Annotated in this window: 12 protein-coding genes; 2 read left to right on the top strand and 10 right to left on the bottom strand. The window is 63.6% G+C overall.

The genetic code is table 11. The features are described 5' to 3' along the window. The first annotated feature begins 247 nt into the window (after nt 1–247). The gene (locus tag CUJ91_RS30375) at nt 248–1,117 is read left to right on the top strand and encodes a LysR substrate-binding domain-containing protein (protein WP_029967355.1); all 870 of its coding nucleotides are present in this window, start codon (nt 248–250) and stop codon (nt 1,115–1,117) included. A gap of 147 nt (nt 1,118–1,264) precedes the next feature. Here the strand turns inward: CUJ91_RS30375 and CUJ91_RS30370 are convergent, their stop codons facing one another. From CUJ91_RS30370 to CUJ91_RS30325, 10 genes are all read right to left on the bottom strand, one after another. Beyond that, on the bottom strand, nt 1,265–2,866 hold the full coding sequence (locus CUJ91_RS30370) for a peptide chain release factor 3 (protein WP_006047510.1): 1,602 nt from the start codon (nt 2,864–2,866) through the stop codon (nt 1,265–1,267). A gap of 483 nt (nt 2,867–3,349) precedes the next feature. After that, nucleotides 3,350–4,732, bottom strand: a complete 1,383-nt coding sequence (locus CUJ91_RS30365) for an MFS transporter (protein ID WP_114157886.1) — start codon at nt 4,730–4,732, stop codon at nt 3,350–3,352. A 65-nt stretch (nt 4,733–4,797) separates the two neighbouring features. Next, nucleotides 4,798–6,237, bottom strand: a complete 1,440-nt coding sequence (locus CUJ91_RS30360; protein ID WP_114157885.1) for an NAD-dependent succinate-semialdehyde dehydrogenase — start codon at nt 6,235–6,237, stop codon at nt 4,798–4,800. Next, on the bottom strand, nt 6,234–7,271 hold the full coding sequence (locus tag CUJ91_RS30355; protein WP_114157884.1) for an aldo/keto reductase: 1,038 nt from the start codon (nt 7,269–7,271) through the stop codon (nt 6,234–6,236). Before CUJ91_RS30355 ends, CUJ91_RS30360 begins: the two co-directional genes overlap by 4 nt. A 73-nt stretch (nt 7,272–7,344) precedes the next feature. After that, the gene (gene fae, locus CUJ91_RS30350; protein ID WP_006047506.1) at nt 7,345–7,869 is read right to left on the bottom strand and encodes a formaldehyde-activating enzyme; all 525 of its coding nucleotides are present in this window, start codon (nt 7,867–7,869) and stop codon (nt 7,345–7,347) included. Nucleotides 7,870–8,469: 600 nt separating this feature from the next. Then, the gene (locus CUJ91_RS30345) at nt 8,470–8,760 is read right to left on the bottom strand and encodes an H-NS histone family protein (protein ID WP_006047505.1); all 291 of its coding nucleotides are present in this window, start codon (nt 8,758–8,760) and stop codon (nt 8,470–8,472) included. A gap of 128 nt (nt 8,761–8,888) precedes the next feature. After that, nucleotides 8,889–10,088, bottom strand: coding sequence for a serine hydrolase domain-containing protein (locus CUJ91_RS30340; RefSeq protein ID WP_114157883.1), 1,200 nt, complete (start codon nt 10,086–10,088; stop codon nt 8,889–8,891). A gap of 78 nt (nt 10,089–10,166) precedes the next feature. Further along, entirely contained in the window at nt 10,167–10,370 is a 204-nt protein-coding gene (locus tag CUJ91_RS30335) for a hypothetical protein (protein WP_006047503.1), read from the bottom strand. Nucleotides 10,371–10,901: 531 nt separating this feature from the next. After that, the gene (locus tag CUJ91_RS30330; protein ID WP_006047502.1) at nt 10,902–11,165 is read right to left on the bottom strand and encodes a hypothetical protein; all 264 of its coding nucleotides are present in this window, start codon (nt 11,163–11,165) and stop codon (nt 10,902–10,904) included. A gap of 88 nt (nt 11,166–11,253) precedes the next feature. Continuing rightward, nucleotides 11,254–12,729, bottom strand: coding sequence for a sigma-54 interaction domain-containing protein (locus CUJ91_RS30325; RefSeq protein WP_006047501.1), 1,476 nt, complete (start codon nt 12,727–12,729; stop codon nt 11,254–11,256). A 328-nt stretch (nt 12,730–13,057) separates the two neighbouring features. On the opposite strand from CUJ91_RS30325, the gene CUJ91_RS30320 reads away from it, so the two are divergent. Continuing rightward, nucleotides 13,058–14,458: a GntP family permease gene (locus tag CUJ91_RS30320; protein ID WP_006047500.1), complete on the top strand. Its 1,401-nt coding sequence runs from the start codon at nt 13,058–13,060 to the stop codon at nt 14,456–14,458. Nucleotides 14,459–14,473 lie beyond the last annotated feature (15 nt).

The raw sequence follows: 14,473 nt of genomic DNA, 5'->3' as shown, positions 1-14,473 counted from the left end.
GGGCGCGCCGCTCGGGCGTCGACGCGCGCGTCTTCGTCAGGATAGGCGAAGTGGAGCGATCGCGCGGTGCTTCTCGAACGCAAGCCTTGGCCGCCGTCAATCGACGCTTGATTAACGCGACCGCGCGCCGGGATTTTTTTAGCGTGCGCAGGCAAAATACCGCGCTTCAGTGCGACAATCGCAGACGATCCGCGCGCCTTCCCATCGGCCGCACTGCCCCGGATGTCAAAGAATCAGAAGGTGATGTATGCGACGCTTGCCATCGCTCATCGCGTTGCGCTTTTTCGAGGAAACCGCGCGCCACATGAGCTTTAATCGCGCGGCGAGCGCACTGTGCGTGACGCAAGGCGCCGTCAGCCGGCAGATCAAGCTGCTCGAGGAATCGCTCGGCGCGAAGCTGTTCGAGCGCGACCACAAGGGCATCCGCCTGACGCCGGTGGGCGTGCAGTTTCTGCCTTGCCTGTCCGACGCATTCGATACGATCGAGCGCGGCTTCCGTCAGATCACCGCGGCCAAGGGCCGGCGCCGTCTCGTGGTTGCCGTGCCGCCCACGTTCGCGACGCAGTGGTTCTCGCCGCGGCTCGGTTCGCTGGCCGACGAAATGCCCGACGTCGAATTGTCGATCCGCACCGAGCCCACCACGGACTGTCATTGCAACATCCGCTTTGGCCGGCACGCGCTGGCCGATACGCATTCCGAACTGCTGATGACCGAGCGCCATGTGCTCGTGGGTGCGCCGAGGTTGCTCGGCGAGCCGCTCGACAGGCTGCTTGAACACATGCCCGCGCTGCATGTGCTGCACAACGACGCAAGGCTCGACCTATGGCCGAACTGGCTGGCCACGGCGGGGCTGCCCGCGCGTTACGCGGAAAACGGCATTGAATTCTCGACGCTCGAACAGGCGATTCGCGCGGCGCGCAAGGGCGCGGGACTGGCTATCGTCGACAGGAACATGATCGTCGAGGAACTCGCGGACGGCAGTCTTGCACGCTTCTCGGACGTTGAAGTGGCCGGCCCGTTCGGCTATTGGCTCGACGTCGCGCCGCAGCACGCCGCGCTTGAATACGTGCAGGCGTTTGCGGCCTGGCTGCGGGAAGAAGTGTTGAAGATGGGCTGATGGAGCCGTGTCCGGCGGCAGCGCCTATGCCGGCAATGAGCCCGCAATCGAATGGAAAAAGCCGCGTGGGCATGACTGCACCACGCGGCTTTTTGTTGTTGCGTAAGTTTGTTACGTAAGCCGCTGTGAGCTCGCGGCCCACCTGCGTTACATCGCCTTCTTGAACGGCGCGCCCGAATGCTCGCGCAACTCGTTGAACACGATCTTCGGCCACGCCTTTTGCGCGACTTCGATTTCCGAGACATGCGAAGCGAGATACGTCGGTGCGTCGGATGCGTCGAGCGCGATCCGCGCCGCGTATGAATCGGTGAAGCGACGCAGTTCGGCGGGATCGTCGCAAGTGACCCAGCGCGACATGCGGTAGCGCGCGGGCGCCATGCGCACATCGACCTTGTACTCAGTCGACAAGCGGTGCGACACCACCTCAAACTGCAGTTGCCCAACCGCGCCCAGGATCATCAAGCCGCCCACTTCCGGACGGAACACCTGAATCGCGCCTTCCTCGCCGAGTTGCTTCAACGCTTCGCCAAGTTGCTTGGCGCGCATCGGATCGACCACTTCGACGGTCTGAAAAATTTCCGGTGCAAAGAACGGCAGCCCGACGAACTGCAGCGCCTCGCCTTCGGTCAACGTATCGCCGAGACTCAGCGTGCCGTGATTCGGAATACCGATGATGTCGCCCGGATACGCCTCGCTCACCGTCTCGCGCCGCTGCGACAGAAACGTCACCACGTTATTCGCGCGGAATGTCTTGTTGGAACGCGTCACCTTCACGGCCATGCCGCGCTCGAAACGCCCCGAACACACGCGGATGAACGCCACGCGGTCGCGGTGCGCCAGGTCCATGTTCGCCTGCACCTTGAACACGACGCCGGTGAACTTCGGCTCGTCGGGCATCACCGGACGCTGCACGGTCATGCGCATCGACGGCGGCGGCGCCAGGTCGACGAGCGCGTCGAGAATTTCCTTCACGCCGAAGTTGTTGATCGCGGAGCCGAACAGCACCGGCGACTGCTGACCGGCAAGAAACTGCTCGCGGTCGAAATCGGGCGTGGCGCCGGTAATCAGATCGATCTCTTCCTTCGCCTTCACCCAGCTTTGGCCGAAGCGGCGTTCGCCTTCCTCGCTGCTCAGCGCCTGCAGCGTTTCGACGTCGCCGCCCGCCTTATCTTGCCCGGCGCGGAACACGCGAACCTGATCGCGCTGAATATCGTAGACGCCCTGGAATTCCTTGCCCATGCCGATCGGCCACGTGAACGGCACCGCCGCCACGCCCAGATGCTGCTCAATTTCGTCGAGCAGGTCGAGCGGCTCGCGCACTTCACGGTCGAGCTTGTTGATGAACGTGACGATCGGCGTCTTGCGGCTGCGGCAGACTTCGAGCAGCTTGAGCGTTTGCGCTTCGACGCCGTTCGCGCCGTCGATCACCATCACGGCGGCATCGACCGCGGTCAGCACGCGGTACGTGTCTTCGGAGAAGTCTTCGTGGCCCGGCGTGTCGAGCAGGTTGATCACCGCGTCGCCGTACTCGAACTGCATCACCGAGCTGGCGACGGAAATGCCGCGCTGCTTTTCGATCTCCATCCAGTCGGATGTCGCGTAGCGATTGCTCTTGCGGCCCTTCACGGTGCCGGCGATCTGAATCGCGCCCGAGAACAGCAGCAGTTTTTCGGTCAGCGTGGTCTTACCCGCGTCCGGGTGGGAAATAACCGCGAAGGTGCGGCGGCGTTTGAGTTCGGAGACTGACATCGGGTCTGGCGGTCACGGATAGGGGTTCGGCGGTCTTCGGAAGCGGCTGGCTTCCGGGCTGCCGCGCGTGGCGCGGCGGCGTCGAGCTGCGGGAGTCGGGTCGGGAACCCGCATCACTATGGCAACCGGGCCGCGTCGGAAAACAGGTCGGGAACGAGCGTTCGACAATACGGATAATCGCCAGCGCAGAACAGCGCAGGGAACGAATGATACACGCCGGGACGCCGGACGTGGGAAAGCCGCCCGCGAGGGGCGGCTGTCTGGGGAGGGGGATTGGGGAGGCGGAGAGTGCGTTAGGTCGTTGCAGTGGTCCGCGGGCGGTCGTGCCTTCGTGCCGTAGTGGTCGCCGTGGCGAGCGGAACTTGGCGGCGGCCGCCGGGCAGTTCGCGGTTCGCGGTTCGCGGTTCGCGGTTCGCGGTTCGCGGTTCGCGGTTCGCGGTTCCGGTGCCCGGCTCCCGGCTCCCGGCTCGCCGCAAATACCCCCTACCCGCCGCTGGCCTGGTTCAACGTCAAATGCTTCGTTTCAGGCGCCCACGCAATCGACACAACCATGCCGACGAGCAGCACCGCCGCCAGCACCATCATCGTGACGTGAAACCCGAAGCCGGCAATGCCGAGCGGCAACAGAAACGTACCCACCGCCGAGCCGAGACGGCTGCACGCAATCGCGAGACCGACGCCGCACGCGCGCACTTCGGTCGGAAAGCACTCCGGCGGGAACACGCCGACGAGATTCGAGAACGCCGACATGGTCAGCGTGAAAATGCCGAACGCGACGATCATCGCGAGCGTCGCCGATTCCGGCAGCACGCTCAACGCGATCAGCGAAACGCACGTCACCGCAAACGAGCCGATCAGGAAGAGTCGCCGCGACAGCTTGATGGTCAGCCAGATCCCAATCAGTGCGCCAAGCACCAGAAAGCCGTTCAGCAGCAGATCCGCGCCGGAATCGTTGTTCAGGTGAATCGCCTTCAGGATGGTCGGCAAGAACGTGTAGATCGCGAAGTACGGAATGACGAGACACACGAAAAACGCGCAGTTGAAAATCGTCCGGCGAATCAGGTCTTTTTCGAAGAGACGCATGAACCCGCTGGCCGTTTGCGCGTGTTCGTCGTGCACGCCGTCGAGCGTCACGTTTTCGCCAAAGTGCTTCAGCACGACCGACTTCGCCTCCGCAACGCGGCCCTTGCCGAGCAGCCAGCGCGGCGACTCCGGCGTGCCCATGCGCGCGATCAGCACGATCACCGCGGGAATTCCCGCCGAGGCGAGCAGCCAGCGCCACGCATCGGGCGACGCATCGGCGTAATGCATGCCCAGCACGTTCGCGACCACATAGCCGACGGTCCATATCACGCTGAACGATCCAAGCAATGTTCCGCGATGCTTGCGCGGCGAGAATTCCGCGAGAATCGCATGTCCGACGGCGAAGTCGCCGCCCATGCCGAAGCCGATCAGCACGCGCAGCAAGCACAGTTCGAAAGGCGAGTGCACGTAGAACTGCGCGAACGCAGCCACGGTGATGATGACAAAGCTCATCAGGAAAATTTTCTGCCGGCCGAGCCGGTCCGACAGCCAGCCGAACACGAGGCTGCCGAGAAAAATGCCCATCAGCGCGGAGCTGCCGATCATGCCCATCCAGAAGGCGTCGATCGGCATCTGACGATTCATCGCGGCGAGCGCGTAGCCGATGGTGCCGAGCGCGAAGCCCTCGGTGAAGTGCGCGCCGAACGTGAGGCCCGCAATCTTGACGTGAAACGCGTTCAGCGGCACGTCGTCAATGGAAACGGCGCGCGTCGCGGACGACGCCGCAGCGGGGAACGCAGGCGCGAGGCCGAGCGCACTTGCCTGGATATCCTGATTATTCATCTTGTCTCCTGTGATTGTTCTGAGCGGCGGATGCCGCGTAACGACATCCGCCAACGGTCTAACGATCAGCGCCCCAAGCCGCCCATCATCATGTACTTGAGCTCGGTGTATTCATCGAGTCCGTACTTCGACCCTTCGCGGCCAAGGCCCGATTGCTTCACGCCGCCAAACGGCGCGACTTCGGTGGACAGAATCCCTTCGTTGATGCCGACCATGCCGCTTTCGAGCGCCTCGCCGACACGCCACGCGCGCGCCAGATCGCGCGTGTACAGATAGGCCGAGAGTCCGAACGGCGTTGCGTTGGCAGCGGTAACGGCTTCGTCTTCGGTCTTGAAGCGAAAGCACGCGGCGACCGGCCCGAAGGTTTCTTCTTGCGCGATCAGCATCGAACTGGATGCATCGACGAGAACCGTCGGCTCATAAAAGGTGCCGCCCAGCGCGTGCCGCTTGCCGCCGGTCAACACCTTGGCGCCTTTCTGCAATGCGTCGGCGACGTGCGCTTCGACCTTGCTCAACGCAGCCTGATTGATCAGCGGACCCTGTTCGACGTCGCCTTGCAACGCGTCGCCCACGCGCATCTTGCGCGCGGCCTGTGCGAGTGCCTGCGTGAACGCGTCGTAGACGCCGTCCTGCACATAGAAGCGATTGACGCACACGCAGGTTTGCCCGGTGTTGCGAAACTTTGAAGCCATCGCGCCTTGCACGGCGGCGTCGATGTCGGCATCGTCGAAAACGATGAACGGCGCATTGCCGCCAAGCTCCAATGAGAGCTTCTTCAACGTATCCGCCGACTGCTTCGCGAGCAACTTGCCCACGCGCGTCGAGCCGGTGAACGACAGCTTGCGCACCACGTCCGATTCGGTGAGCGCGCCGCCTATCGCGACGGCATCGCCGGAAACGATGTTGAACACGCCCGGCGGAATGCCCGCTTTCGCGGCCAGCACGGCGAGCGCAAGCGCGGACAACGGCGTTTCTTCCGATGGCTTGAGCACCATCGTGCAACCGGCCGCGAGCGCGGGACCGGCCTTGCGCGTGATCATCGCGAGCGGGAAATTCCACGGCGTGATGGCCGCGACGACGCCCACGGGTTCGCGCGTCACGACGATCTTCGCGTTCGGATTCGGGCTCGGAATCACGTCGCCATAGGCGCGCTTCGCTTCCTCCGCGAACCATTCAAAAAAGCTCGCCGCATAGCCGACTTCGCCGCGCGCTTCCGCAAGCGGCTTGCCTTGTTCGCGCGTCAACAGCTCGGCAAGCGCATCGCGATGCTCGAGCATCAACTCGCCCCAACGCCTGACGCGCGCGCCACGCTCTTTCGCCGTCAACAAGCGCCACGCGGAAAGTGCGCGCTCGGCGGCGGCGATGGCTTGCACCGTCTCTGCCGCGCCGCCCTTCGCGACTTGCGCGATCACTTCGCCTGTCGCGGGATTGCGGACCGGATAGGTCTCTGCACCTTCATACCACTCGCCTCCGATGTAATGCCCGGTTCGAAGAAGTTCGCTCATGCCGCTTTCTCCAGGTTTTCGACGAACGCGCCTTGCGCAAGCCGCGGCTCGCGCGCAATGCGCTTGCCGGCGGTGTAATCGTTGATCAGATCGCACGGTGTGTAATTGCGTTCGAGTTCGAAGAACTCATCGTCGGAGAGCGTCGTGCCGAGCGCGGCGAGCGCGCTGTCGAACTGCGCCGGCGTATCCGCGCCGACCAGCATGCTCGCCACGCCTTCGTGCCTGAGCACCCAAGCCTGCGCGATTTGCGCAGCCGACACGCCGCGCCGCGCGGCGACGCGCGCGACCGACGCCGCGATTTCGCGCGACACGTTATCGCCGTACATTTGCGCGGTGAAGAAGTCGGTCTGATTGCGCGTCGAGTTGGCGTCGCTCGTCAACAGGCCGCGCGCGAGCGGACTGAACACCGACACGCCGACGCCCTGATCCTGGCAATACGGGATCATCTCGCGCTCTTCTTCGCGATACGCCAGATTCAACTGCAACTGCATGTTGATCGGCTTATGCCAGCCGTTGCGCTCGCAGACCTGCATGATCTTCGCGAACTGCCACGTGTACATGGTCGATACGCCGATATAGCGCGCCTTGCCCGCGCGAACGATATCGTTCAGCGCACTCATGGTTTCCTCGACCGGCGTGTTCACGTCAAAGAAATGCAGCATGTAGATGTCCACGTAGTCCATGCCGAGGCGCGCGAGCGAGCCGTCGATGCCGTCCATGATGTGCTTGCGCGAATGGCCGCCGGCGTTCTGATACACGCCCATGTCGTAGCCGACCTTCGTCGTCACGACGATTTCCTCGCGGCGCGCGAGGCGCTTCAGAATGCGGCCCACGACTTCTTCGCCGACGCCTGTCGAATAGAAATCGGCGAGGTCGATGAAATTGACGCCGGCCTCGAGCGCGTGACGAACGATGGGCTCGCTGCGCGCTTCGTCGAAAATCCAGGGCTTCCACTGCGGCGTGCCCATGTTCATCGTGCCGAGGCACAAGCGCGAAACCTTCAGGCCGGATTGGCCGAGGCGAATGTATTCCATGAAACCTGTCTCCTTGTAGTTCGGATGCGGCGCGTGCAGTCGGCGCCGCGCTCCGCGTGTGGTCACCGTTTGGTCAGCGTTGTTTCGGCGTGTAGAAGGGATTCGAGACGTCGCGCGCGGCCGCGAACACTTCGTCGCGATGCGGCAGGCCTTTCATCGCCGCGACAATGGCGTTCCTGCACGCGCGGTAGTTGTTTTCGAAGACGGCGTCGAGGTCGTCGGTGGCCGGATTGACCCAGTTCGCCGACACGACCACCCAGTCGTTCTCCGCTTCGGCCGGGAGCGTGCCGTTCTCGAGCGACTCGGCCACTGCCTTCGCGATGCCCGCCTGCGACGCGCCCCACGTCGCGTTGCCGTGAAACTCGCTGCCGATCTGCGCCTTGTTCACGTAGAGCGTCAACGGCTTGGTCGGCACGCCCGGCCGCGCGATGACGACGAATGGCGCGTGACCCGCCGAAGGCGTCGCCAGCGCCGTCGCGAACGCTTGCCCCGCGGGACCGTTGCGCGGGCCGACCAGCACGTTGATATGCGCGAGGTTCACGCCCGGCCCTTCGAATCCTTCGCCGATAAAAAGTTGTTTGTCTGCCGATACGCTCATGGTCTTTCCGTCGAGTTAAGTGGATGACCGATTGTGGCGTTCGGCGTCCGCGACCATGTATCGATGAGTTTTGATCCGGGGTATGAGGCGAACTCAACTCCGGGTTTGTCCCGACGAATGCGGACGAACGTTACGACGCATCGCGTTGCCGGTGACGACGCGCGCAAAGGTGAGGGTTTTCGGGACTAGCAGCGACGAGGCGTGGAGGACAGCGAAAGGTGAGCATCCGCGAAGTGCTTATTGCACCGACGATACCGCGCGAGCCGCGCGCCGACGCCTATCCGTGAAAGGCCGACGGACGCAGCGGGAGCTTCGCCGGATTCTTCGCACAGCCTGGGAATGCCCGCCAGCAAAGGCTGGCGCGGGTTTGCGGCGCGTCGGTGAGACCCGATGCTTGCGCCGGGCTCACCTCGCGGCCGGTGCGCGCCGCAGAGAAACCAGGCTCACCGAAGCAATGCCGCCAGGTGCAAGCCGCCGGTTTCTATTCACCAGTCGAATCGGGAATTTGAAGCAAAGGTGAGCGTTTTCGGGACTTGCGCAGCGGTGCGAAAAAAGCCGCGGGCATCGTCACCTGAGAGTGATGGATGGCGCAATCGCGCTCTACGCGTCGATCAGATAACGATCGCGATTCTTGCCCGCAAGCCAGCCCGGCGAACGGCCTCGCCCGCTCCACGTCTCGCCGGTTTTCGGGTTGCGATACTTGGCGACCGCAGCGCCTTTGCTCGCCGCCGTACGAGTTTTCGCGAAGCCGAGTTCCTCGGCCGTCAGGTCGTACTCGGCAATCTTCTGCTTGATGTCGGCGATCGCCTGCGCGATCTCCTTTTCGCGAGCCGCCGCAACTTCCTTGTGAAGCTTTTCGAGCTGAGCGGTCAACTGCTTGTAAGAGGCCATGACGAAATGCTCCCATTGATTGTGGCGGACCGACATGCGGACGCTATCAGACCAAAAAACGCTGGAAAGAGAAAGCCCGTCATCGTGCGGCGCTTGAACGAGCGGCGGACCATCGGCGAGGCGCGCGCTCAATCGTCAATTGCATCGTACACGCGACGTTCGAAGTCGACTGCCATGGGAAACGGATCGATTGAACGGCGCTGAATCAGCATGACGCCGATAAGATCTTCCACCGGATCGGCGAACCAGCTCGTGCCAAAAGCGCCGGGCCAGCCGAAAGAGCCGATCGAACGATAGCCTTGCGGCAACTGCTGCGCGGGATCGTCGACGATCGACAAGCCGAGGCCGAAGCCCTGACCCGCCCACATCGCATGACCGAACGCCGGCAGGCGGCGCTGCTCGCGAGTCAGAAAGTTGGAGCGCATGAGATCCACCGAGCGATGCGACAGCAAGCGCGTGTCGCCGACGCGTCCGCGCCGCAACAGCAACTGCGCGAATTGCAGATAGTCCTGCGCGGTCGAAACGAGCCCGCCGCCGCCGCTTTGAAAGCGCGCCGGGTTCGCCCAACGGCTCGCCGACGCGTGATCCTCGACCACGCGCCGCCGCGTGCCGGCATCGACGCCATAGGCGGTGGCGAGCCGTGCGAGCTGCGGCTCGGGCACCGAGAAAGCGGTGTCGCGCATGCCGAGCGGCTCGAAAATCCGCGTGTGGAAAAACTCGCCCAGCGGCATGCCGGTCACTCGTGTGATTAATGCGCCGAGCACGTCGGTGGCGACGCTGTAGTGCCAGCGCGAGCCGGGCTGAAACATCAATGGCAATCCGGCGATGCGCGCGAGCCACGCGTTCACATCGGCGCGCGCGTCGAGACCGTTGAAGGCGGCCGCATAGGCTTCGGCTAGCGGCCCGGTCGCCGTGAAGTGATAAGCGAAGCCCGCGCGATGAGTCAGCAGGTCGAGCACGGTCAGCGGCTTGCGCGCCGGGTCGGTTTGATCGAGCGGGCCGCCGGGGTCGCGCAGCACGCGCGGCGCGGCGAATTCGGGCAGCCACTGCGCGATCGGCGCGTCGAGCGTGAGCCGGTCCTCTTCCACCAGCATGAGGATGGCGGCGCTCGTCACCGGCTTGGTCATCGACGCGATGCGAAACAGCGTGTCGCGCTCCATCGGCAATGACGCGGCTTCGTCGCGCAGGCCGAGCGGCTCGAAGTAAGCGGTTGCGCCGCGCCGCCAGACGAGCGCGACGACGCCGGCCACATCGCCTCGTTCGACATAGCCCTGCAACGTACCCGTGAGCACCGCGAGCCGAGGCGATGAAAATCCCACTGCTTGCATATCGATGTTGTCCGGCCTGGCTTCGTCGATGGATCGTAATGAGGCGAAAAACCGCTGCCGACAGCAGAGGCTATCGCCTCAGGCTTTTTGGCGCTCCTCGAGTGCGGCGAGCGCGGCATTCAGCCGTTTGATGCGATTGACTTGCGTTGGCACGCGAACCGCGCCGGAAACCGAATCGATGCGATTGCGCCAATAAGACAGCGGTATTCGGTCTTCAGCGGAAATGTGTGAAATGACGTGTTCTAGATGTCGGATGTCTTTTTCGAGTTGATGGTGATTCATTCGTTTCCCCGGAATGCTCGTTGACTTAATTCGAAACGCAACGTTAAGCACAGATTGTGCCGCTCTCAAAGCCTGTTTTTCTTGGTCGGCAAGTTCTTCCCGCCTTTTGCCGATTGGCCTCCCTATCCGGCAAAAGCTGCTGATCGCATGCGTTAGCGAACCTGTGAAAATAGAATACTGCCGCTTAATTCAGGGTTCCGTTACCTTCCGCACCGACTTCACTCCAGTGCGAAAAAATACAGTGACTTTTTATTGCTGTCGATCCGTTCGGAATAAATCTTGTCAAATCGAAATTCATTATGCGGCGCGCATAGTGGAACTTCCTTCGTCTCGCCGCATTAGAAGCATATATTTATGACGCGGATGCACGTATCGGGAAACGCGTACGCTCAGTAATGAGGAGAGCGCAGACAACGGCGCGCGGATTAAGCCGCTTTTTAAAGGAAGGCGAGCGCAGCCCGTCGACGGGTTGCGAATCGCAGAAGACAGTGAAAGTCCGGCCGCGCGCCGCATGACGCGGCGCGCATCGCGTTACTTCGCGCGGCAGGCGTAGATCAGGCTAAGCGTGCCGTTACTCGTGGATTGGCGCACGGTGTCGAACGCACCGCCGCTGCAGCTTGCGGCCGCCTGCTGCGCGCAGGAGTCGGAACCCGCGGGGCATTCGACCAGCGTCGTCGGGCGGCCGTCCGACAGAAACAGCGGCGCGCTGCTGCCGCAGCCGCCCAGCGCGGCGCCGGCTGACACAGCCAGCATCAGGCCGAGATAGCGCGCAAGGAAAGAGAAGCTCCGGTTCATGTGAAACCCCGATCACGTCTTGTTTTTCGATCACGCGATTGTGCCACGCGGCCATGACGCTGCGTGACAGGATGCAGGCCCGCTCCGCTCAAACCTGGATGCCGTGTGCCGCGATCTTCTTGTACAGCGTCGCGCGCCCCATGCCGATTTGCGCGGCGGTCTCGATCACGCGCCCGCCGTTCGCACGCAACGCATCGCTCAGGAAGCGCTTTTCGAACGCCGCCATCGCGTCGCTCCATGACGATGGCTCGCGCGCCGCATCCGCGCCGCTCGCAGCCGTCTGTGATGAGCCGTCCGGCGTCTGCGCCGTCGCGCCTTGCGCGCCGCTCTGCCCCGAACCGATGAACGGCGCCAGCGCGCGCGCGTCGATCCGCTCGCTGTCCGACAGCATCACCGCGCGCTCCAGCGTATTGCGCAACTCGCGCACGTTGCCTGGCCACGCATACGAGCACAGGAGGCGCAATGCGTCGTCCTGCAATTCGTAGTGGCTGCCGCCGCGTGCCTGCGTCGACAGGTCCTCGAGCATTGCGTACGCGAGCGCTTCAATGTCCGACGTGCGCTCGCGCAGCGGCGGCGCATGAATCGTCAGCACGTTCAGTCGATAGAACAGATCGGCGCGGAAACGGCCCGCCGCGACCAGCGCCGGCAAATCCGCGGAGGTGGCCGCGATGATCCGCACGTCGGCGCGCACGATCCGGTTGGAGCCGAGCGGCTCGAACTCCTTGTCCTGCAGCACGCGCAGCAGCTTGCCCTGCAAAGGCAGCGGCATGTCGCCGATCTCGTCGAGAAACAGCGTGCCGCCGTTCGCCAGTTCGAACTTGCCGACCCGTCCCTTGCGATCCGCGCCCGTGTAGGCGCCAGGCGCCGCGCCGAAGAATTCGACTTCGAGCAGGGTGTCCGGGATCGCCGCCACGTTGACGGTCACGAGCGGCTGATTCGCGCGAGCCGAGCCGCCGTGGATCGCATGCGCGAGCAATTCCTTGCCGGTGCCGGTCTCACCCAGTAAAAGCACCGGCGATTCGAGCTGCGCCGCGCGGCGCGCCTGGCGCTTCACTTCCAGACTGGCCGCGCTGGTGCCGACGAAGCTGCCGAATGTGTACTTGGCTCGGCGGGCCTGCGCGAGCGACTGACGCGTCGCGATCAATTCTTCCTGCACGCGCGAATAGTGGGAAAAAAGCGGCGTGAGCGCCTTCAACTCGTCGAACAGCGCGAAGCCGACGGCGCCGACCGTCGCACCGGCGTCGTCCTTCAGCGGAAGACGCGTGACGACGAGCGGCTCGCGGTCCGTTTCGAGAATGTCGAGCAGAATCGGCTTGCCGGTTTTGACGACCTCGCGCATCAGGCTGTTTGGAATCACCGCTTCGCAATCGCGGCCAATCGCCTGCTCGGGGTCGGCAAAGCCGAAGCGCGCCGCATAGCGCTTGTTGATCCACACGACGCGCGCGTCGGCGTCGACGATAAACGTGCCTTCGCTGAAGTTCTCGAATGTGCGGAAGAGGGAATCCATCGCGCGGCGCAGCACGTCGCCGTAGATGGCGGGAAGTCCCGCCCAGTCGTTCATCATGTTGTCGCTGTCTCCGGCTATCGTTCTATTTGTCGCTTGTCTCTTTTCGTGGACAAGCTTATCTCAAGGTGGAGATCGCCGACAAGCCCATCGCCATGCGGATTTCGTGTCAATACCGGACACACTTAGCACGATTGACGTCCCCGTTTGGAGACGTTTGGGTACAATCGGCGGCGCCACGTCTCCCGGTTTTGCCGGCTTTTGGCCCGCCGCGTCAGCGCGCGAGCCGATGCCGGCCGCATGGCATGGAACCTGCGTTCGCGGGCGCCATGCCGTCGTCAGCGGGAGACGGCGTACACGTAGAACAAACCAAGCTTCTGGAGACTCAATGTCCTTTGTCATCGTCCTTGCCGCGCTGGCGTTTCTGATGTTCGCCGCGTATCGCGGCTACAGCGTTATCCTTTTCGCGCCGATCGCCGCGCTCGGCGCCGTCCTTCTGGTCGATCCCGCCGCCGTCGCGCCCGTGTTCACGGGCATCTTCATGGAGAAGATGGTCGGCTTCGTCAAACTCTATTTCCCGGTGTTTCTGCTCGGCGCCGTGTTCGGTAAGGTCATCGAACTGTCCGGCTTCTCGGAGTCGATCGTGGCGGCCGCGATTCGCTATATCGGCCGCTCCCGCGCCAATGCGGTGATCGTCGCGGTGTGCGCGCTGCTCACCTACGGTGGCGTCTCGCTGTTCGTCGTGGTGTTCGCCGTCTACCCGTTCGCCGCCGAACTGTATCGCCAGAGCAATATTCCGAAGCGCCTGATGCCCGGCGCCATCGCACTCGGCGCATTCTCGTTCACGATGGATTCGCTGCCGGGCACGCCGCAAATTCAGAACATCATCCCGACGACGTTCTTCAAGACGACGTCGTGGGCCGCGCCCGCGCTCGGCGTGATCGGCTCGCTGTTCATCATCGTGGTGGGTCTCACCTATCTCGAGTGGCGCCGCCGCTCGGCGATGGCAACCGGCGAAGGCTACGGCACGGAACTCGTCAACGAGCCGGAGCGCGTCGAGTCGAAGCAATTGCCACATCCGTTGCTGGCCATTGCGCCGCTGGTTCTGGTGGGCGTCGCCAACTTCTTCCTGACTCGCTGGATCCCCGACGCGTACGGCACGTCGTACACCGTCGCGCCGGATATTTTGCCGGGCGTTCACACGCCGCTCACCACGACGATCAAAACCGTGCTGGGGATCTGGGCTGTCGAAGGCGCGCTGCTTCTCGGCATCGTCATGGTTGTGGTTACGGCGTTCGGCCGCGTGCGCGAGCGCTTTGCGATCGGCACGAAGGCCGCCGTGGCGGGCGCGCTGCTGGCGTCGCTGAATACGGCGTCGGAATATGGTTTCGGCGGCGTGATCGCGGCGTTGCCCGGCTTCGTCCTGGTCAGCGACGCGCTGAAGAGCATTCCGAATCCGCTCGTCAATGCGGCCGTGTCGGTCAGTTCGCTGGCGGGCATCACCGGTTCGGCGTCGGGCGGCATGAGCATTGCGCTCGCGGCCATGTCGGACGTGTTCATCAAGGGTGCGGAGGCGGCGCATATTCCAATGGAAGTGCTGCACCGCGTGGTCGCAATGGCGAGCGGCGGCATGGACACGCTGCCGCATAACGGCGCGGTGATCACGCTGCTGGCGGTGACCGGGTTGACGCACCGTCAGTCGTATCGCGACATTTTCGCGGTGACGGTCATCAAGACGCTGGCGGTGTTCTTCGTGATCGCCGTTTATTACACGACGGGGCTGGTTTAAGAAGGGCTTGGGCGG

Origin of the sequence: Paraburkholderia graminis, assembly GCF_003330785.1 — a bacterium.
GTDB classification, from domain to species: Bacteria; Pseudomonadota; Gammaproteobacteria; order Burkholderiales; family Burkholderiaceae; genus Paraburkholderia; species Paraburkholderia graminis.
This window is presented reverse-complemented; position numbering and strand designations above follow the sequence as displayed.